This window comes from Flavobacterium sp. (assembly GCF_044339515.1).
Classification (GTDB): domain Bacteria; phylum Bacteroidota; class Bacteroidia; order Flavobacteriales; family Flavobacteriaceae; genus Flavobacterium.
The window spans coordinates 1-20,412 of sequence record NZ_JBIIVK010000058.1 but is presented as its reverse complement, the minus strand read 5'-3'; the positions used below and the strand labels follow the sequence as shown (position 1 = coordinate 20,412).

General features: G+C 35.5%; 15 protein-coding genes. 10 read left to right on the top strand and 5 right to left on the bottom strand.

The features are described 5' to 3' along the window. Nucleotides 1–391: 391 nt before the first annotated feature. Nucleotides 392–1,564, bottom strand: a complete 1,173-nt coding sequence (locus tag ACIQ0M_RS13405) for a DUF1501 domain-containing protein (protein WP_396153085.1) — start codon at nucleotides 1,562–1,564, stop codon at nucleotides 392–394. A gap of 2 nt (nucleotides 1,565–1,566) precedes the next feature. Further along, nucleotides 1,567–2,946, bottom strand: coding sequence for a DUF1800 family protein (locus ACIQ0M_RS13400; protein WP_396153083.1), 1,380 nt, complete (start codon nucleotides 2,944–2,946; stop codon nucleotides 1,567–1,569). 857 nt (nucleotides 2,947–3,803) lie between these two features. Between ACIQ0M_RS13400 and ACIQ0M_RS13395 the strand changes: the two genes are divergently transcribed. Further along, a complete protein-coding gene (locus tag ACIQ0M_RS13395; RefSeq protein ID WP_396153081.1) occupies nucleotides 3,804–4,550 on the top strand; it encodes a hypothetical protein in 747 nt (248 codons plus the stop codon). 48 nt (nucleotides 4,551–4,598) lie between these two features. On the opposite strand, the gene ACIQ0M_RS13390 is transcribed toward ACIQ0M_RS13395, so the two are convergent. After that, nucleotides 4,599–4,817: a hypothetical protein gene (locus tag ACIQ0M_RS13390; RefSeq protein ID WP_396153079.1), complete on the bottom strand. Its 219-nt coding sequence runs from the start codon at nucleotides 4,815–4,817 to the stop codon at nucleotides 4,599–4,601. A gap of 662 nt (nucleotides 4,818–5,479) precedes the next feature. On the opposite strand from ACIQ0M_RS13390, the gene ACIQ0M_RS13385 reads away from it, so the two are divergent. Next, nucleotides 5,480–6,229, top strand: coding sequence for a hypothetical protein (locus tag ACIQ0M_RS13385; protein WP_396153077.1), 750 nt, complete (start codon nucleotides 5,480–5,482; stop codon nucleotides 6,227–6,229). On the opposite strand, the gene ACIQ0M_RS13380 is transcribed toward ACIQ0M_RS13385, so the two are convergent. After that, nucleotides 6,226–6,519 carry a hypothetical protein gene (locus tag ACIQ0M_RS13380; protein ID WP_396153075.1) on the bottom strand — a complete coding sequence of 98 codons (294 nt, stop codon included), beginning with the start codon at nucleotides 6,517–6,519 and terminating at the stop codon, nucleotides 6,226–6,228. The genes ACIQ0M_RS13385 and ACIQ0M_RS13380 overlap by 4 nt on opposite strands. A 388-nt stretch (nucleotides 6,520–6,907) precedes the next feature. On the opposite strand from ACIQ0M_RS13380, the gene ACIQ0M_RS13375 reads away from it, so the two are divergent. The 3 genes from ACIQ0M_RS13375 (at nucleotide 6,908) to ACIQ0M_RS13365 (ending at nucleotide 10,203) form a co-directional block, all read left to right on the top strand. Beyond that, nucleotides 6,908–7,309 (top strand): endonuclease domain-containing protein, encoded by a 402-nt coding sequence (locus tag ACIQ0M_RS13375; protein WP_396153073.1) that lies wholly within the window; start codon nucleotides 6,908–6,910, stop codon nucleotides 7,307–7,309. A gap of 594 nt (nucleotides 7,310–7,903) precedes the next feature. Further along, nucleotides 7,904–8,740: a DUF4328 domain-containing protein gene (locus ACIQ0M_RS13370; RefSeq protein WP_396153071.1), complete on the top strand. Its 837-nt coding sequence runs from the start codon at nucleotides 7,904–7,906 to the stop codon at nucleotides 8,738–8,740. Nucleotides 8,741–9,066: 326 nt separating this feature from the next. Further along, on the top strand, nucleotides 9,067–10,203 hold the full coding sequence (locus tag ACIQ0M_RS13365; RefSeq protein WP_396153069.1) for a hypothetical protein: 1,137 nt from the start codon (nucleotides 9,067–9,069) through the stop codon (nucleotides 10,201–10,203). A gap of 112 nt (nucleotides 10,204–10,315) precedes the next feature. Here the strand turns inward: ACIQ0M_RS13365 and ACIQ0M_RS13360 are convergent, their stop codons facing one another. Continuing rightward, nucleotides 10,316–11,314: a hypothetical protein gene (locus ACIQ0M_RS13360; protein ID WP_396153067.1), complete on the bottom strand. Its 999-nt coding sequence runs from the start codon at nucleotides 11,312–11,314 to the stop codon at nucleotides 10,316–10,318. Between the two features lie 300 nt (nucleotides 11,315–11,614). On the opposite strand from ACIQ0M_RS13360, the gene hsdR reads away from it, so the two are divergent. The 5 genes from hsdR (at nucleotide 11,615) to ACIQ0M_RS13335 (ending at nucleotide 20,309) form a co-directional block, all read left to right on the top strand. Further along, nucleotides 11,615–13,996 (top strand): EcoAI/FtnUII family type I restriction enzme subunit R, encoded by a 2,382-nt coding sequence (gene hsdR, locus ACIQ0M_RS13355; protein ID WP_396153087.1) that lies wholly within the window; start codon nucleotides 11,615–11,617, stop codon nucleotides 13,994–13,996. An 8-nt stretch (nucleotides 13,997–14,004) separates the two neighbouring features. Continuing rightward, the gene (locus ACIQ0M_RS13350) at nucleotides 14,005–15,684 is read left to right on the top strand and encodes an ATP-binding protein (RefSeq protein ID WP_396153065.1); all 1,680 of its coding nucleotides are present in this window, start codon (nucleotides 14,005–14,007) and stop codon (nucleotides 15,682–15,684) included. 98 nt (nucleotides 15,685–15,782) lie between these two features. Then, nucleotides 15,783–17,219: an N-6 DNA methylase gene (locus ACIQ0M_RS13345; protein ID WP_396153063.1), complete on the top strand. Its 1,437-nt coding sequence runs from the start codon at nucleotides 15,783–15,785 to the stop codon at nucleotides 17,217–17,219. Further along, nucleotides 17,219–18,547: a restriction endonuclease subunit S gene (locus ACIQ0M_RS13340; RefSeq protein WP_396153061.1), complete on the top strand. Its 1,329-nt coding sequence runs from the start codon at nucleotides 17,219–17,221 to the stop codon at nucleotides 18,545–18,547. Before ACIQ0M_RS13345 ends, ACIQ0M_RS13340 begins: the two co-directional genes overlap by 1 nt. A 421-nt stretch (nucleotides 18,548–18,968) precedes the next feature. Then, nucleotides 18,969–20,309, top strand: coding sequence for a reverse transcriptase domain-containing protein (locus tag ACIQ0M_RS13335; RefSeq protein ID WP_396153059.1), 1,341 nt, complete (start codon nucleotides 18,969–18,971; stop codon nucleotides 20,307–20,309). The last annotated feature ends 103 nt before the right edge of the window (nucleotides 20,310–20,412 follow it).

The following is a 20,412-nucleotide window of genomic DNA, read 5'->3' as shown; positions in this document are numbered from 1 at the left end:
GAACTTGGTAGAGCATTTTTGGGGTGAGTTCTTTTTTTCCTTGCATGACTAAAATTACAAAAAGTGAATCTTTTTTGCAAGATTTTTTTGGTATATTTGGGGAGTTGTGCAACAAGCACAGCGGTTTGCACAAATGGCAAGGCTTGGGCAAGTCAGGAAAGTACGCTGATGTAATTAAATTTTAGTTATATTTATTCGGTCCATGCTACTAGTTGTCACTGAACGCTGACGGAGGGACGTCATCCACCCAACCCCCTCTCCCAACACCCCCAACAAATAGTAATTACCTAGTAAACCTTCTGCAAAACAAATCCAAAAAAAGGTATCTACCCTACTACATGAAGTAAACCCGAAAGAATATCCCAAGTCGCATTACTACGCCATTTTCAGCTTAAAACAATCCTTTCAACGGAGCATTATCTATACCAATTTGGGTGGCTTCAAAATTAAACTTGCTTTGGAGTAAGGCGGCATACACGCTTCTAAAATCAATTTCGTGTAGTAAATCGCCTTTGTCTAAGGTGGCAAGATTGGGGTTATTCCCTATTATTTTGCCTTTGTTTTTTCCACCGATTACGAGCATCGGACCGGCAGTGCCGTGGTCTGTTCCGGTGCCATTTTCTTTCACCCTACGGCCAAATTCTGATAAGACCACCATAGTTACGCGTTGCAATAGATTGTGCTTCTTCATGTCTTTATAAAACGAGTAAACCGCATCGTTCAGAATGGTCAATTGCTTTTGATGAAGGGTGGTTTGATTTTTATGGGTATCAAAACCGTTCAAAGAGGTGTAATAGACTTTTGATTGTAAATTGCCTTTGATTAATTTGCCAATCCATTGTAGGTTTTTAGCGAGTTCGTTATTGCTGTAGGTTTCATCCAATGCATTGCCATTTTTTAAAGCTTTTTGAATTTCTTCCATACCTTCTAAAGAAGCAAATTGCAACTTTCGCACAAAGTCCAATTGCGGATTGTCCGATAAGGTTAGCTCCTTTTCTCCCGCTCCATAGCTTCTGATTTTAGCAAAGTCTTTCACCGTTACGCTGTTCAGTAATGATGATTTGAGTGCCAAATTATCAATACTATCCACATTCAAAGCAGCCAGTGTTTCGTCTTTGCATTGGATTTCCAAAAACCTTCCTAACCACCCGTTGTCTAAGTATTGATGACTATCCGAAGCAGTTTGCCAAATTTCAATGCTTCTGAAATGCGACCGATTAGGTTCCGGATAGCCCACATTTTGAATGATACTCAGGTTTCCGTCCTGCGAAATGGTCGCTAAGTCTTTTAAAGCGGGATGAAAACCCATGCCGTTGATGGCATTGATGATTTGCTGTTTCCCAATTCCGATGGACGGACGGTTGTCATAATACAACGGATTATCAAACGGGATAAAGGTATTTAACCCATCGTTACCGCCATTGAGCTGAATGAATACCACCACTTCGTCGGTAAGCAAATTGGTCTCGGCAGTCCATAACGACTGTGCCGTTAAAAAGTTTGGCAACAGTAACATCCCCCCTGTTCCGGTAGCCGTTAATTGGATAAACTTTCTTCTTTCCATGGTTAGATGAGTTGAAATTCAGGTGATTTGGCTAAGTATTGGTACACGGTTAAAATGCTTTTAGAAGCGTTTTCTGCTTGTACATCAAAATCATACTTGAGTAGTTGGTGGAGTTCTGCCCACATTTCCTCGTTAGTGGCAAAAACCATGCGTTGCGTGAGTTCTTCTAAAATGGCTTGAGCACTTTTACCATTAGTAATGGCTACTCGTGGCTCAAACGAAATCTTTCCGACATCAAACTTCTCTAATCGCTTACTGAGTCGATTGGCGTATTGTTGACTACCGTTAATGATAAAATCAATGAACTGATTTCTATCCGCATAAATTTGAGCGGTGAGCCAATCTTTTCCGCCTTTCCAGCCTTTTACATTAGGTTGATCAAAGAGGTCCATGCCTTGGTTTTTCAACCAAAAGACCATGAGTGTATAGTTCGGTTTGAGGTTTAAATCGTTGTACACTTGAAGGAGATACACCAATGGATTTTTCAATTGTGTGCCTCCTTTGTCCGTCATGCATTCATTTTCAAACAGGTACTGAAAAAAGGGTTTCAATTCAAATTGCTGTTGGATTAAATAATCACCATAACGTTTGATTTTATTAGGGTTGGGCTGGTCTTCAAAAAACCATTTCAACACTTTTTCCGAGAGAAAATAAGCTGTATTGGGCTGTTCAAAAATGAGGTCAATCACCTCATCAATGGTAAAATTCCCTGATTTTCCCCAGAGGGTTTTGGTGGAATTGTCTTTTAAAAACGGTCTGTACATTCCTTTTTCTTCGCCAAAGTTTAAACCGGCTAAGGCCAAGGCGGTGTTTTTAATATCCGCTTCCGAATAGTTGCCCTCCCCTAACGTAAACAGTTCCAACAATTCTCGGGCTAAGTTTTCGTTGCTGCTGCCTTTTTTGTTTTGTTGGTTGTCTAAATACATGATCATAGCATTGGAATACACCATTTCTTTCACCAAGGTTTTATAATTCCCCAGGGCATGGTCGTGTATGGTTTTGTAATAGGTATAACTCCAATACGGCACTTTCACCCCTTTGAGCGTCGTAACAAAATGATTTTGAAAGTACAAGTTGATTTTTTCCCGCAAAGGGGTTTTGGTTTCAAAGCAACGTTGCAACACAAAGGCTTTCCATTCGAATCCTTTTTTAATGATGTCTTTGGCTAATTTCTCGCTGTTGGGTTGTGCGGCAGTTTGTTTACGAAGGGCTTGTAATTCCCGCAAAGTTTTGGGTGCGTCTTTTAAAAAATCCGGTACGGCGATAGTGTCTGTGGTGTTCAATTGCGAGGCAATGAACTTGGAGAGTCCCAGTTGCTCTACTTGTGGGGCTTGTTGCGTAGAAAACCCTAACCGAAGGGATACTAAATGATGCTTTTCCATGAATGTGGATTTGAGGATAAGACTTTTGTTTTGGGAAAAGGTTTAATGGTAATGGGGCAATGTGTCAATTCGGCAATGTGTCAATTTGCGAATTTGCGGTGAAAATAGTATATTTTTTAATGGAACACGGTTTTTTTAACCGCAAAGAACGCTAAGGAGGCACTAAGAACGCTAAGACGCTTCGCTTTTGGGGTTTCTCGCTAAGACGCAGAGACGCTAAGACGCTTCGCTTAATTGATTTTTTTTTTAACCGCAAAGTACGCAAGGGAGGCACTAAGAACGCTAGGACGCTTCGCTTGGTTTTTTTTCTCGCAAAGACGCTGAGACGCAAAGTTGCTTTGGTTGGTTGGTTGTTTTTTTTACCATTAAGAAATTAAGGAGCAATTTGCAAATTTGCGATGAAAATAGTGTGTTTTTTAATGGAACACGGTTTTTTTAACCGCAAAGTACGCTAAGGAGGCACTAAGAACGCTAAGACGCTTCGCTTGGTTTTTTTTCTCGCAAAGACGCTGAGACGCTAAGACGCTTCGCTTAATTGATTTTTTTTAACCGCAAAGTACGCTAAGGAGGCACGAAGAACGCTAGGACGCTTCGCTTTTGGGGTTTCTCGCAAAGACGCAGAGACGCAAAGTTGCTTTGCTTGGTTGTTTGTTTATTATTAATGGGTTGGCTTTGGGCAAGTTTTGACTAGGCTTTGATCAGGCTTTGACCAGGGGATTATATGCTATACTAGTACTATACCTCTACTATACTAGTATTATATTGGTAGTATTGTGAGTTAATTTTTTTACTAAATTTACAGGGGAATTGCTATTTGTGTTAGTATTTAACAAAAAGCATTACAAATATATCAAAAAATGGGAAAAGTAAAAAGTTTGTTTCAAATTAATGGAACGATTGACGGTTTGAATTTTTATACGGTGAATGGGCAACAGTATGTTAGGAAAGCAGGGGGTGGATTTAATGGAAAGAAAATTAAATCGGATCCCAGCATGGTGAAGGTTCGTCAAAATGGGGAAGAGTTTGGGATGGTTTCGAAGTTATCGCGGGCGTTTCGGTTGATGGTGGAGCCTTTGTTTCCGCCCTCCTATTCTGGTGGTTTGCATAATCGTTTAGTGAAATTGTTTAGTGGAATAAAAAATTTGGACGTTACGTCTGAAAGAGGAAAACGAAATGTTGCTGTGGGTTTACAGCATGAAACTTCAAAACCTTTGTTAATTGGCTTTTCCATTCCAGAGGAAGCACCTAAAGGGGCAACTTTACATGATCATGTTGAAATGGATTGGTCTAGTTCTACCTTGATGATACGTTCGACTTTTCGTGTAAATCATCATTTACCAACAACGGTAAAAGCAATCTCTGTTGGCGTTGGATTGATTCGATTGAATGCGGAGGATTTGACTTTTGAAATGATTATGAGTGAACCTATTATGGTTTCTTCTGTGGCTAAGTTTCCTTCTAGCCTAACAGTGCCTGAGCCTGCGGAAAAATCGAGTGGTGATTTTGTTTTTGTTGTCTTACAACAATATGAAGAATATCAGGGTATGCTTCAACCTTTGCAGTTGAAACAGTCTGTGTATTTTGAAGTAGTTGCTGTTCGATAAAAATTGACCAGCCGGTTAATTGTAATGTTAATCATTAGTAGCGATTGATTAATCTACTATACCTAAAAAATGCAATTTTATTTCTTCCATTGAAAAGCCATTGTGGTCACAAAACTCTTTCAATGTTACTACTTTCTTATTTGGCTTTTTACTTTTGGCCGATATTTCTCTTAATACTTTACTAGCTGATCGTAAAGAAACTCCCAATATAGCTGCGGCATCCTCTACCCTTATCCGAATTGGGATTTTTTTCTCATTTTTTTCCATTTTAAGTTACTCATTAGTAGGTCAAATTTTGGGTAATTTTCCATTTCTATTTCTTTAAGTTAATTTATAAAAAGTCCTTTTTTTATTCCAAAAAAACTTACGTCAAAAATAAATAAACAATCTAATGAAAAAAAATCAAGTTATTAACATAAAAACCTGAATTCTGAACATCTTTTTTATTAAAAAGTAAATTATCTTATCTTATAATAGTAATTTAAAGGCTTTGCAAAAAAACTTATCATTCCTTGTAATGCAAAAATTTGTTAATAAGTCCATTGTGTTTTAAGTAATAATTTTGTCACTTCCTAAATTTTTGATTTTAGCAATGCTTTATGTTGTTATTTATTCAACTGTTTATCAATACTTTACCTTCTTTATTCGACACTTTTATACCTAAATTGTCACTTTTGTGCTTTACTTTTCTTTTTATTCATTTTTTTTCTTCTTTTTACTTCTTTTTAATTATTCCTTTTTCGTTTTTACTTTCTTAACTTCAATTGCTAAAAAATGGAAGCTTTGCACTACTTTTTTCATTATGGTTCGTGTTTCAGAAACTTTATCCTTTGTTATACCGTTCAATACCAGAATGCACCCAAATAGTAATTGGTACTTTTTTGGCTCTTTAGCTTTGCCTCATTATTAACAATTTAATTTTTTTTATTATGGCAAAGCAAATTAGCCTTTTGAAAGTAAACGGTACCTTGGAGGACCTTACTTTCTACAAGAGTCAAGACGGGCTCTTGGTTCGCACTAAAGGAGGTGTGAGCAAACAACGCATTATGAACGACCCGGCATTTGCCCGAACTCGTGAGAACGGGACGGAATTTGGCCACAGTGCCAGTGCGGGTAGAATGTTGCGTGTTGCCGCAGGGCAATTAGTGTTTAAAGTGAAAGACAAGCGATTGTCGAGTAGACTTGTGAAGGTCATGAGTACGTTAAAGAACTTAGACAGTTCGAGTGCTCGTGGGGAACGTCAGGTTGCGGTAGGACTTCAAACGGCAGCCGGAAAGGAGCTTTTGAAAGGTTTTGATTTTAACAGCAAAGCTTCGTTGTCGAGTGTGTTTTTTGGTATACTTGATTTGGATACCACCACCGGAGCATTGACGGTGAATTCTTTTGTACCGGAAGTTCAGTTGCGTATTCCTGAGGGAACTACTCATTTTTCGATGCAGAGTGCTTTTCTGAACTTGGATTTTGAAACTGGTATTTCGGACATTAGTTACAGTCCTGAGGAGGTGTTTGTTTATGGTGCTACGCCTGTGACGACTGTTTTGACTCCGAGTGCTGTTCCGGCAGGAAGTGGCAATCAGTTGTATTTATTACTGATTGAATTTTATCAAGCGATTAATGGTGTGAACTATCCTTTAAATAATGGCGCGTATAATGTGCTTCAAATTTTAGAGGTGGTTTAGGGTTGGTTTTTTGATGGAAAGACCCCTGCTTCGGTGGGGGTTTTTTGTTTTCGGTTTTCGGTTTTCGGTTGTCGGTTTTCGGTTTTCGGTTGTCGGTTGGTGATTGGATTTATGGGGTGGTTTTGAGCGGAGTGCAAAATCAGTTTACTTGTTTTCATTAGATAATTTGTTCGAAGCACGGTTTTTTCTGCTTTTGCTGATTTTGTTTGCCCCGACCCTAAAGGGAGCAAGATTGCTGATTTTGTTTGCCCCGACCCTAAAGGGAGCAAAATCAGCTTATCAGTTTTCAATATAATATTTGTTCTGAATACGGTTTTTTTCTGTCTTAACTGATTTTGTTGCCCCAACCCTAAAGGGAGCAAAATCAGTTTATGGGTTTTCAGGAGATGATTTGTTCTAAATACGGTTTTTTTTCTGCTTTTGCTGATTTTGTTTGCCCCGGCCCTAAAGGGAGCAAAATCAGTTTATGCGTTTTCAGTAGATGATTTGTTCTAAATACGGTTTTTTTCTGCTTTTGCTGATTTTGTTTGCCCCGGCCCTAAAGGGTGCAAAATCAGTTTATGCGTTTTCAGGAGATGATTTGTTGTAAATACGGTTTTTTTCCGCCCTTTAGGGTCGGGGAAAGAAAAAAACAAACAAGTATTATTTTTTTTTAATTTGTAGATGTAATTCTATTGTATGAAAAAAGATAAAAAAAACGACAATCAACACGATGATTCCATGTGGAAGGGAGCTCCTGCAGAAATATTTTTAAGAGCCAAAGCACTTCGTGACAGAATGACTACTGCTGAACAAATACTGTGGGAAGCAGTAAAAGGAAATAAATTGAACGGCCAAAAGTTTAGAAGACAACATCCCATTGGTCTTTATATCGTTGATTTTTACAATCATAAAAATAAATTAGTTATTGAACTTGATGGCGGTTATCATGAAAATGAAGAACAAAAAATTAAAGATTTAGAAAGAGAAAAGAATTTAAATTTTAATGGTTTAAAAGTTATTCGTTTTAAAAATGAATTAGTCATCAATAATTTGTCATTCGTATTAGAAAAAATAAAGGAAGAGTTATTAATTAAATAAATTGATTTTGTTTGCTGGATACTAGAGTTTTTGTAAGACTGATTTTGTTTGCCCTGACACAAAGGGAGCAAAATTACTGATTTTGATTGCCCCGACCCTAAAGGGAGCAAAATCAGTTAATGGGTTTTCATTAGATTATTTGTTGTAAATACGGTTTTTTTCTGCTTTTGCTGATTTTGTTTGCCCAACCCTAAAGGGTGCAAAATCAGCTTATCAGTTTTCAATATAAAATTTGTTCTGAATACGGTTTTTTTCTGTCTTTGCTGATTTTGTTTGCCCCGACCCTAAAGGGAGAAAAATCAGTTTATTGGTTTTCATTATAATATTTGTTCTAAATACGGTTTTTTTCTGTCTTTGCTGATTTTGATTGCCCCAACCCTAAAGGGAGCAAAATCAGCTTATCAGTTTTCAATATAATATTTGTTCTGAATACGGTTTTTTTCTGTCTTAACTGATTTTGTTGCCCCGGCCCGCCGCGGCGGTTGCAAAATCAGTATGTCTTGTATTAAAATAGCTTTACAAAAAGGAGTTTCCTTTATTTGTTTTATTTTTCTTATGTTTGAAAAACTAATTGTTTGACTTAATACTTGTGAGATGACAGAGGCTCAAATTTTAATTTGCAAAACGTGTTTGAATCGTAAAAAAGGGGACTTTGCTCCTACCGATATTTGTAACATTAGAGGACATATGTTGGAACCTGATACTTCCTGTAAATATTATGACAAAGACGCTACGGTGGTGTTGGATGTTAGTGAGCAAAGGTTGTTATTGAAACCCAATGCTCAACGGGCAAAATTAGCTATGTTTATGCTAGGGGTGATGTTATTATTGGATACTATCTCAGGATTTTCTTCTTATTTGCAATTGGGTATGTTGAATGATTTTAAAGAGGGTTTTTATGTGTCGGATGAGGCGATTGCAGCCAATGATAGCCGTGAACAGTTGATTGGTTTGGTGTACTTGATTGCCTTGATTGTGAGTGCCGTGTTTTTTATACAGTGGTTTCGCAGGGCTTATTATAATTTACAGGTTCGAACAGGTAGATGTGAACACAGTGATGGCTGGGCTGCGGGGAGTTGGTTTGTACCGATTATTTCTTTGTATCGTCCTTTTCATATTATGAAGGAATTGGATAACAAAACAAGTCAGATGATTGCCAAGCTTTCCGGAAAGCAAGTTGCTACCAACGGGGTATTAATAGGTCTTTGGTGGACATTATGGATTATCACCAATTATTTAGGTAATTATGTCCTTAAAATGGCATTTAAAGAAGAAACACTTGAGAATTTTATTTCTTCGACTACTGTTGAGATGATTAGTTCGTTTTTGGGTGTGCCTTTGGCTATTTTGGCGTATTTGGTGGTGCAGAATTATGCTCAAAAAGAGGCTGAATTGGTTGAGCTTGAAGCCAATTTACCTAAAGTAGTGTAAATGGTTCTTTGGAGGGGACAGTGGGGACTTGGGGGACGATGGGGACTTGGGGACTTGGGGACTTTGGGGATTATTTTTTCAAAAAGGGAGAAACTAAGGACTAGGGACTATTCACTAAGGACTAATCTTATTGTTCTTTGAAAATAAATTTTGGATTTATGTGATTGTAACACAATTATTTATATATTCGTTATTCCAAAAACAAGTTCCTGCCGGTCGGTAGGATTTATTCCCTTATCTATTTTTTTATTCGAGGTGGTACACTGCAGGAGTTCTTTGTAGCTTTATCACTTGTATTGCATTATTATTCATTAATTGCTAAAAATATGAAACTAACAACATGGAATATTGAACACTTAGCCAAGCCTTTGGCTGACATGAATGCTATTGATAACAAAGGAAGGTTAATGCGAATTTCGTTGCAAATAGCCGAAATGGAACCGGATGTATTGTGTTTGATTGAAGCTCCGGGCGATCCTCTTCTTATTCAGGAATGGGTTGATAAGCCTACTGATGAAGGTGGTTTGAATGGTGCGTATAAGGTTGCTATGATTGAGGGTACTGCTGATTTAATCGCTGACAATCTCGGTAATCCAAGGGAAGCTATCAAAAAACTGTATGGCATGGAAGGGACTTCCACCACAGGGAATCAATGGATATGGTTTTTGATTAAACAAGCGTTTTATACTGCTCACTTTGTAAAAGTACAGGAGCCTTCTATTTGGTTTGGATTAACCGGACAGAAGCAATGGAATGTTAACTATTGGGGGAAAATGAATGCCTCTAAACTATCGCACTGGCGACACCCGCAGACCTTAGTTTTGGATTTAAATGGCTATGAAGTAGAAATTATTGGGGTACATTTAAAGAGCAAAATCAATCAAGTAAATCCGTTTGATGCCGACAAAAATTTGACCGAAAATTATGTAGCTGAAGCTTTAAAAGCCAGAGTAAAGTTGGCTACGGAAGCATATGATGTGCGGATGTATATCAACCAACGTTTTGAGCAAGAAGCCAACCCCAGGATTATTGTATGTGGTGACTTGAATGACGGACCTGGACGAGAATTTTTTGAACGGCAGTTTTTATTTTTTGATTTGATTTCCAATATTCAAGGGGACATTTTTTTTGCTAACCGCTTTTTGAATCACGCTCTTTTTGATTATGAGGAACATTTGCGATGGTCAACAGAGTTTAACGACCGCATCGAACGCTGGGCACTTGATAACGTTGCCACCTACAACTTACCCGATTTACCGGTAGATGTTACCCGAAAACAATTGATTGATCATATATTATTTACGCAAGAATTTGTTAACAGAAATTCCAGTGGCCCAAAAGTAAAGCCAAAATCGGGTTTTGTGGAACACACTATCCATGCCAAAACCAATGCTAATCAACCGGCTAAATTTAAGACGAGTGACCATAGGCCGATTTCGTTGTTGGTGGCGGATGGGTATTAGGTGGGTGATTTTTTTTGCAGTGGGGATGTTGGGGACGGTGGGGACGATTGGGACTTTGGTCACTGAGGACTATTCACTGGGGACTATTCACTAAGGACTAATTTTCTATTCTCTATTCTTCTTTACAAAAATCAAGCAAATAATTTCTCACTGAAAAATCGGTAATATTACCTACTAATTTAAAATTTTCGCAGGCTAGGTTTTGATTTCCGGTAGCGAGGTATGAAATGGCTAAATTTTTTAAAGCGTCATTGATGGTCATTTTATAATGGTTATTTTTAATTGGTAATGCTTTGATTTTATTGTATTCTACAATTGCTTCTTCAAATTTATTGTTACGGTATAGAGCATCCGCCTTTAACAAAATTTCATGCAGTTTTCTTTCATTTGGGTCTTCTCTGTCTTCATAAAATTGGACGTAATGTTTTTCAATATGAATGACAAGATTTTTGTTGGTATTGTTTTTAAAAAAAGGGGCTGCTTTTTTTAAGGCTTTTAGATAATTGTTATCAAACTCAGGTGAAATAGGCTCAAGAATTTTAATTTCTTTGATTTTGTTCTCTTTTGTTAAAACAAACTCGATTTTAAAATAGAGGTTATTGTACTTTTTTGACTCCCTAATGGGCATATTTTTATTGATAAAATCATCTAAAATCAATTCATTATTAAAATCATAATCGGTGATTGCATTGGCCACCAAAAGTGTGTCTTGCTCTCTGACTATTTCTTTCATTTTAAATTCCGGGTATTTGGCTACATACTTATCCGCTTTTAAAAAGTATTCTATTCGATCGATGGAGGGATCGCTTATTTTTAAATAGTTACCTTCAAAGGAATAGTTTATACTTCTGAAAGGTGTTTTGATTTTAGAAGTAGAAAATTGAGCTTTAAATTTTTGGTCATTGATTTGTAATTCATTTGGTTTGATGCTGTAAATGAGTTCATTGGAATACCGCTCATTGTTAATTTCCAATGGTTCTCCCTTATTGGTTACTACTTTATCGAGTATCCATTTTCCTTGTAATTCACTCGTTTGAGCCAATGCATGAATGGAAATTATCATCATTACAAAAAGTAGTGTATTCTTTATTTGCTTTGGTTGGTTCATCATTTTGTTTATCATCACTATTTTTCAAAAATAAGTATCTCTTTTTATTTAACCACTTGACCGGTGTTTTTATTTGTGAAAAGATTTTCTTAGCTTAGCCATTCCAAAAACAAAAACCTGCCGGGTGGTGGGTGAACTCCTTTGATTTTTTTTTAGAGAATGCGGGAATCCGTAAAATAGTATCCTTTTGGGTTACTAACTTTGTTGAGATTATGTTTTGACAACAATTTCATTACTGTAAGAAATAGTTGTTAAAATGAGGAATTTTTATTAGGTTTGGAGATATATAATAAAAAGTAAATGATTGATAAAAAATCATTATCGGAAAGAGATATTTGTTCAAAATTTATTTCACCGGCATTAAAAAATGCAGGATGGGATTTGATTACGCAAGTATTAGAAGAAGTCTCTTTTACGGATGGAAAGATTTATGTTCGAGGAAAAATGACCGCTCGTGGTGAACGCAAACGAGCTGACTATCTTTTGTACTACCAAGATAATCCGATTGCGATTATCGAAGCGAAAGACAATAAACACAGTGTAAGAGCAGGTATTCAACAGGCATTGAATTATGCCCGAATATTAGATATTCCCAATGTATTTAGTAGCAATGGTGATGGTTTTGTGTATCATGACCGAACAGCCACTGATGAAGATATTGAACAAGAATTATCTTTAGAAGATTTTCCAAGTCCTGCTCAATTATGGGAAAAATATAAACAATACAAAGGCATTGTTACAGTACAAGGAGAAAAAATTTCTACTCAAAAATACTTTTCTGATGGTTCGGGTCGTAAACCGAGGTATTACCAACAAATTGCCATAAATCGCACCGTAGAAGCCATTGCAAATGGACAAAATAGGATTTTATTGGTCATGGCAACCGGAACAGGTAAAACGTATACCGCTTTTCAAATAATTTATAGACTTTGGAAAAGTGGCACTAAAAAGCGAATCTTATTTCTTGCCGACCGAAATGCGTTGATAGACCAGACTAAACGAGGAGACTTTAAGCATTTTAAGGATAAAATGACGGTGGTTAAAAACCGAATGATTGATAAAAGTTATGAAATTTATTTGGCTTTGTATCAAGGTTTATCGGGTGCTGATGAAGAAGCCAATGCCTACAAACAATTTTCGCCCGACTTTTTTGACTTAATTATCATTGATGAGTGTCATCGTGGAAGTGCTAAAGAAGACAGTGCTTGGCGTGAAATACTAACTTATTTTGGCAATGCAACCCACATTGGTTTGACCGCTACACCCAAAGAAACGAAAGAAACCAGTAACACTGAATATTTCGGTGAACCTATCTACACCTATTCACTTAAACAAGGTATTGATGATGGTTTCTTAGCTCCTTATAAAGTGATGCGGATAGCATTGAATGTAGATGCAGAAGGGTATCGCCCTGAACAAGGAAAAACCGACAAAGAAGGAAATGAAATTGAAGACCGTATTTACAATCGAAAAGATTTTGACCGCAACTTGGTAATTGACGAACGTACTGATGTGGTAGCCAAAAAAGTAACGGAATATTTAAAAGGCTTTGACCGCTTTGCTAAAACCATTATTTTTTGTGTAGATATTGACCATGCCGAACGCATGCGAAATGCCATTGCCCGACACAATGCTGATTTAGTAAGTGAAAATTACAAATATGTGATGCAAATTACGGGCGATAATGACGAAGGAAAAAGAGAATTGGACAACTTTATCAATCCCGAAGAAAAATATCCTGTTGTTGCAACTACCTCTGAATTAATGACTACCGGAGTAGATGCTCAAACGTGTAAAGTGATAGTGTTGGATGCCAACATCAATTCGATGACGAAGTTTAAGCAAATTGTTGGTAGAGGAACACGAATTAATGAGGAGTTTGGCAAATTATACTTTACCATTTTAGATTTTAGAAATGCTACTGACAATTTTGCTGACCCTGATTTTGATGGTGACCCACTTCGTGTAAAACCATTAACAGAGGATGTAAACTTAAGTGATGTTTTGGCGGAGGAAGAAATGGACGAAACACCCCTCAATGATGACCTTACGGGAGAAGAAATTGTGATTGCACCACCCAAAGTAAGAACGGTTAATGAACCGATTGAACCTTTTGTAAAAAGACCAAAGCAATATATCAATGGAGTTGATGTTTCGGTGTTGGTGAGTCGTGAATTGTATTTTGACAACCAAGGAAAACCTATCACGATTAGTTTAAAAGACTATACCAAAAATATCATACAACAAAAATTTGCTTCTTTGGATGATTTCTTATTAAAATGGAATGAAGCGGATAAAAAAGAAGCCCTCATTAAAGAGTTGCAAGAGCAAGGTGTGATGGTGGAAGCTTTGTATGAGGCGGTGGATAAACAAGTAGATTTGTTTGATTTGATTTGCCATGTAGCGTATGACCAACCACCCCTATCACGAAAGGAACGAGCCAACAATGTGAAAAAACGCAACTACTTTACCAAGTATGGCGACCAAGCTCGAAAAGTATTGGAAACGTTGTTAGATAAATATGCCGATGAAGGTGTTGAAAACATTGAAAGTATTGAAGTGTTGCGAGTAAAACCTTTTGATGAATATGGTTCACCGATTGAAATTATAAGCCATTTCGGGAACAAACAACACTATTTAGAAGCAGTTAAAGAATTAGAAAACGAATTGTATAGAAAAGTTTAAGATTGAAAATGGAGGAAGGAATTGGCATAGATTACAAAAGCTTAAAAAAAGTTGTTGATTCATCAGGAAAACTCAAATCTGAGGGATTGAGAGATCTTGCTGTTACGAGTGTTGCATTTGCTAATGTTCGAGGTGGTAAAATTGTGATTGGTATTGAAGACAAAGACAAACAACCACCATTAAATCAAACTCTATCGGTTAAATTAGCTAACGATACTGTTACCAGACTAAAATCACTATGTTTTAATGTAGGTTTTCTTCTTGGAGAAATAGAAACTCATTCTAATGGAAGCCAATTTTTTAGCATTACTGTTTACCCAACATTAAAATCAGTTGCCACAACAGCTGATGGAAAAATTTATATTCGAATTGGTGACCAATGCCAACCCGCAAGAAGCGAAGATATTGTTCGTTTAGCGAGTGAAAAAGATGCTTTTCAATGGGAGTTACAACCAAGAAATATTTCATACACAGAGATACCGGAAATTAATTTACAATGGTTTGCAGATGAAATTAGAAAATCTGACCGAGTTAAAACCAATATTAAAGAGTTATCAGACATTGAAATAATTGAACATTACAACCTAATTGACAAAGGCAAGTTAACTAATTTAGGAGTTCTTTGGTTAGCAACTGCCGCACAAAGAAGCCGATTAGTATATCCGTTAACAGTGCAATATATTGTTTACGACGATTTAGAAAAGAAAATCAGAAAAGAAGATTGGCAAGATTATTCAAAAAATCCAAAGGAACTGTTATTAGAAATTGAAAAAGAAGCCATTGAGTTAACTTATTATGATGAGTTTCCGCAAGGACTTTTTCGTAACAAAATCAGACATTATGATGAACGATTGATAAGAGAATTACTAATCAATGCCATCGCCCATAAGAGTTATACTATTTCAGGAGATATTTTTATAAAAGTATATCAAGATAGGTTTGAAATTACGAATCCGGGTGGATTACCTTTAGGGATTACAAAAGATAATATTTTGCACACAACCTACAGAAGAAATCCCCATTTAATTAGAATTCTACATGACTTAAAATTAATGGAAGGAGAAGGAACAGGATATAACTTAATTTACGAAATTACGAGTAGAGATGCTAAAGCGTTTCCGATTCCAACATCTGATTACAATGCAACGTCAGTAACCCAATATTCCAAAATTTTAGACGAAGAAGCGGTTCTCTTACTAGATTTTATAGCTAAAAACTACCAACTCTCACAAAAAGAATTTATCGCACTTGGAGTAATTACAAGGCATAAAAAAATATTAGCTACCCAATTAACCAAAGAGTTGCAACTAACAGACGAAGATCGCTTGCGTTCCTATATTTCCAGACTTTCAAGTCAATCTATTATAATTAATAGAGGAGAAAAAAAAGGTAGAGAATACTTGGTTAATCCTAAATTAATTGCAAGCTCTAAAATTAATATAAAACCAACTTTAAAAACCATTGAACAACCGCGATTGAAAGCTTTAATAGAAGAAGTACTAAAAATAACTCCTAATATATCTATAAAAACAATTCATTCAAAAATTGGAGATATAGACATTTCTGATGTCCGTAAATGTGTCTATAAATTGGTGAAAGAGGATGTTTTAGAAACATCAGGTGCCAAAACAGACAGAAGTTATTTTTTGGCAAAAAAAAAAAGAATTGAAAAAGAAAAAGAAAAATAATTAAGTCAAGTAGTTGATTTTAAAAGGCTTACTCCTTTTTTAATTAAAAAAAGAATTCTAAAAATTAAAAAAAACATTTAAAAAAATAAAATACTAAAATGTCCAACATCTCCTCCATCCTAAAATCTATACAAACCATCATGTGGCAAGACACCGGACTAAACGGTGATGCCCAACGCATTGAACAACTCGGTTGGATGCTGTTTCTAAAAATATTCTCGGATAAAGATAAAGAACTTGAATTATTAGACGACAACTATGTTTCTCCGATTCCGGATCAATTTCATTGGGTGAAAGCAAAAGGCAATTGGGCTGGCGATGACGAAGGCATGACCGGTGACGAATTATTGGAATTTGTAGACCGCCAATTGTTTCCTGCTTTACGCAATATTGATGTGAGTACCGGCAACCGCAGAGCCTTGATTGTTCGTGAAGTATTTGAAGGCAACAACAACTACATGAAAAGCGGCATCAACATACGGAAAGTGTTGAACAAGCTCAATGAAATGGACTTTAACATTGCTAAAGACCGACACGCTTTTGGCGAATTGTATGAAAACATTTTAAAAGGATTGCAAAGTGCTGGTAAAAGTGGTGAATTTTATACGCCTCGTGCCATTACTAGTTTTATTACCGAAATGATTGACCCACAATTGGGCGAAAAAATATTAGATCCTGCCTGTGGAACGGGTGGTTATTTAACCTGTGCCATTGAGCATTTAAAAGCCCAAGCCAACAGTATAGAAGAACGCCAAAGCATTGCTGAAAATGTGATGGGTTGGGAATACAAACCACTACCCTATTTGTTGGCAACGACCAATTTGATTTTACACGATATGGAAGTGCCGAACATTCGTTTTGGGGATGCGTTAGACCAACCGCTTTCTAACTTTACAGAAAAACACCGTGTAAATGCTATTTTAGCTAACCCACCTTTTGGCGGTATTGTGGCGAATAACAACGAAAATAACTTTCCGCAGAATTTTAGAACGAAAGAAAGTGCTGACTTGTTTTTAATTTTAATGATACACTTATTAAAACAAGGCGGAAGAGCGGGCATTGTATTGCCTGATGGTTCGTTAACCGGTGATGGCGTAAAACAACGCGTACGCCAAAAACTATTGGAAGAATGTAATTTGCATACCATTATCCGTTTGCCTAACTCTGTATTTCAACCCTATGCATCTGTTGCAACGAATTTATTGTTTTTCACTAAAGGTACACCTACCAAAGAAGTGTGGTATTATGATCATTTATTACCTGAAGGCTACAAAGCTTACAACAAAACCAAACCAATACAAGCAAAAGAATTTGACCCAATAAAAAAATGGTGGAATAACCGTCAAGAAAGTGATATTGCTTGGAAAGTAGATATTCAAACAATTATAGACCGTAACTATGATTTGGATATAAAAAACCCAACCAAAAAAGAAGAAACACAAGAATATAATAGTACTGAATTAATTGAATTGCTTCACTCCTCTTTTGATAAAAGTAATTTTTTATTAAACCAACTAAAAAATAAAATAAAATAATGAGTTGGCAAAAAGTAAAATTAGGGCAGTTTTTAAAAAACCGTGAAGGGCGTTATAAACCAAATGATAAAGCTATTCAAGGTTTAAAACGTATTGATAAAATTAATTTTGCAGGAACAATATTTTTATCTGATAAACCATCGAATACTGATATGATATTAGTTAAGAAAGGTGATCTGGTTATATCTGGAATTAATGTTGAAAAAGGAGCAATGAATATTTATCAAGGTGAAGAAGATGTAGTAGCAACTATACATTATTCTTCCTATGAATTTGATGAAGAAAAAATTGATATTGATTTCTTAACTAATTTTTTGAAAAGTTTAGAATTTAAAAAAGCACTAAAAGAACAAGTGCCTGGTGGAATAAAAACGGAAATCAAGCCAAAACACATTCTCCCATTAATTGTTGAAATACCAACAGATGTCAAAGAACAAAAAAGAATTGTAAAAAAGCTTATTGAAAATAACTCAATAATTGAAAATATTACTTCCGAACTCATCTACCAACTCGACCTCATCAAACAACTTCGTCAGGCGTTTTTGCGTGAAGCGATGGAAGGGAAGTTAGTAAAAAGCACGAATACGGCAGCAACAGGAAAACAACTTCTTGAAAAAATTAAAACCGAGAAAGCACAACTTATTGCGGAGAAAAAACTCAAAAAAGAAAAAGAGTTACCGGCTATTACAGATGATGAAATTCCTTTTGAAATTCCGGGGCATTGGGCTTGGTGTAGGTTGGGAGAGATATGCACTTTAATTACTGATGGTAAACATGGCGATTGCAAAAATGAACTAAATTCTGGATATTATTTTTTATCTGCAAAAGATATACAAAATGGGCAATTTATTTATGATGGTGCTAGACAAATTACTTATGACGATTTTCTCGAAACACATAGAAGAACAAATTTAGAACCTGGAGATTTATGCATTGTTAACACAGGTGCAACAATTGGTAAGTCCGCATTTGCACCTGAGGATGAAAAAACAAAAAATACAACTTTTCAAAAAAGCGTAGCAGTTATTAAAGTTTTAAAAGAATATACTAATATGCGATTTGTAGAAAACTTTATAATAAATGAAACCCCAAGGCTATTAAAAAAATCAAGAGGTTCTGCTATAAATAATTTGTTATTAGGAGATATGAGAAACACCCTTTTTCCACTTCCACCCCTTCACGAGCAAGAGCAAATTGTGGCTAAGTTGGAGGAATTAATGGCGTTTTGTGATGGGTTGGAGAATAGTATTAAGGAAAGTCAAGGGTATAATGAGATGTTGTTGCAGGAGGTTTTGAGGGAGGCGTTGCAAGGGGGAAGAAGAAACTAATACAATATAATAATTTAAAAATTTGTGAGCAGTTGAAGAGCTGAAGTATGCGTTTTAAGGTATAATCCGAAAGGATTTGTTAAGCTCAATTTGATAGTTAACGCAAGTTAAAAGTAAACGATTGAGGGTAAAGTATTTCAGAAATCCAAATTAGTGAGTGATTCGTTTCAACTCCTAGTAAGGAAACTATGTTAACCAGCAGTTTGATTACTGTTTGGGCAACCTTTACGATTGAATGTTTATTTAAGGTCATATTGTTTGATTTTAGATACAAATATACAATTAATATTCGCTACCCAGTTTGAGTCGGAGCGACATTTAGGTGTCGAAAAAGCATGCATATTTCGGGAGTTTGGAAACAAATTCTAAAAGCAAATAGCTTCGCATTGGGTCTTCGCTGCTCACTTTTTTAAAAATAATAATGGCTACAAAAATAGAAAAAGATTGGTTCAAACTCAAAAAGTATCCGCATATAGGACTACCCTTAAATCCTTGTGATAGACTTAAATGGATTGAACCTTATGTAACTTCAAAAGAAGAAGTTGCAGAACATGCTTTTTTGCCATTCATTCACAGGACTGCTAGAGTAAAAAAGTTCAGAAAAAAATATAATGCTATAACTGGTAAATTGGAATTTATATTAGAAAATGGTAAAAAAGTATTACGAAATCCTAATGAAAAAAAACGCGAGTTATTTTATGCAAGTCATTTAGATTCGTTGATATTTAGTTATTATTCACAACAATTAAACGAAAGTTACGAAGATAAACTTACAGATTTTAATCTAAATGATGTTGTAAATGCATATCGTTCTATTCCAATAAATCCTAATAAAGAAGATAGTTCGAACAAATGTAATATTGATTTTGCCAATGATGTTTTCAAACATATTTTAGGGTATGATCAAAAAGAGTTTTCTGTTATTGCTTTTGATATTTCAAGTTTTTTTGATAATCTAGACCATAAGTTGCTTAGAGAGGTTTGGTGCGATGTTTTAAAGGTAGACAAATTACCAAATGATCATTTTAATGTTTATAAAAACATTACACGTTTTAGTCATGTAGACATTGTAGATATTTTTGAAGAATTTAAAGATGAAATTTATACCCAAAAAACAAACAAATTTGGTGTAAAACTCAAAAGAAAAAGAAAGAAAATTGATAAAATTAAATTTCTAAGAAACCAAGATGCAATTGCATTTTGTTCGGAAAAGGAATTTTTTAAAGTAAAGAACAAATTATTACAACCCTCAAAAACAAAAATTATAGATGATAAAATTGTCTATAGAAATTTTGGAATACCCCAAGGTTCGCCTATAAGTTCAGTTTTGGCAAATATGTATTTATTACATTTCGATAAATTAATAAATGATTTCACTTCAAGTGTTGGTGGTATTTACAGGAGGTATTCAGACGATATGATTATTGTATGTCCACTTAATAAAAAAGCAGATCTTGTTGAATTAGTGTATACAGAAATTAAAAAGTATAAGCTTGAAATTCAACCATCTAAAACACAAATTTTTCAATTTGAATATAAAAATGGTAAACTAGAATGTGGAGAAGAATATCAAGATGGAAAATTAATTAATTGGAATAAAAATTTTATTTATTTAGGATTTGAGTTTGACGGACAAACTGTACTATTAAAATCAGCAAGCCTATCTGGTTATTACAGAAAAATGAAACGAGGTATTAGAAGAGCAAAATACTACAGTCAAAAAACAGGTAATGAAATATATTGCAAATTCCGGTCAAATTGACCACCCAATTCCGATTTAAAGTGACCACCTGATTTCGGTTGAAAGTGACCACCCAATTTCGGTTCAAATTGACCACCCCGATTTTTCACCTAAAATTACTTTT

What these genes read in the sequence shown, in the direction of transcription:
- ACIQ0M_RS13405 (WP_396153085.1), bottom strand. Translation starts at nt 1,564, where the DNA reads ATGGAAAGAAGAAAGTTTATCCAATTAACGGCTACCGGAACAGGGGGG.
- ACIQ0M_RS13400 (WP_396153083.1), bottom strand. Translation starts at nt 2,946, where the DNA reads ATGGAAAAGCATCATTTAGTATCCCTTCGGTTAGGGTTTTCTACGCAA.
- ACIQ0M_RS13395 (WP_396153081.1), top strand. Translation starts at nt 3,804, where the DNA reads ATGGGAAAAGTAAAAAGTTTGTTTCAAATTAATGGAACGATTGACGGT.
- ACIQ0M_RS13390 (WP_396153079.1), bottom strand. Translation starts at nt 4,817, where the DNA reads ATGGAAAAAAATGAGAAAAAAATCCCAATTCGGATAAGGGTAGAGGAT.
- ACIQ0M_RS13385 (WP_396153077.1), top strand. Translation starts at nt 5,480, where the DNA reads ATGGCAAAGCAAATTAGCCTTTTGAAAGTAAACGGTACCTTGGAGGAC.
- ACIQ0M_RS13375 (WP_396153073.1), top strand. Translation starts at nt 6,908, where the DNA reads ATGAAAAAAGATAAAAAAAACGACAATCAACACGATGATTCCATGTGG.
- ACIQ0M_RS13370 (WP_396153071.1), top strand. Translation starts at nt 7,904, where the DNA reads ATGACAGAGGCTCAAATTTTAATTTGCAAAACGTGTTTGAATCGTAAA.
- ACIQ0M_RS13365 (WP_396153069.1), top strand. Translation starts at nt 9,067, where the DNA reads ATGAAACTAACAACATGGAATATTGAACACTTAGCCAAGCCTTTGGCT.
- ACIQ0M_RS13360 (WP_396153067.1), bottom strand. Translation starts at nt 11,314, where the DNA reads ATGATGAACCAACCAAAGCAAATAAAGAATACACTACTTTTTGTAATG.
- ACIQ0M_RS13350 (WP_396153065.1), top strand. Translation starts at nt 14,005, where the DNA reads ATGGAGGAAGGAATTGGCATAGATTACAAAAGCTTAAAAAAAGTTGTT.
- ACIQ0M_RS13345 (WP_396153063.1), top strand. Translation starts at nt 15,783, where the DNA reads ATGTCCAACATCTCCTCCATCCTAAAATCTATACAAACCATCATGTGG.
- ACIQ0M_RS13340 (WP_396153061.1), top strand. Translation starts at nt 17,219, where the DNA reads ATGAGTTGGCAAAAAGTAAAATTAGGGCAGTTTTTAAAAAACCGTGAA.
- ACIQ0M_RS13335 (WP_396153059.1), top strand. Translation starts at nt 18,969, where the DNA reads ATGGCTACAAAAATAGAAAAAGATTGGTTCAAACTCAAAAAGTATCCG.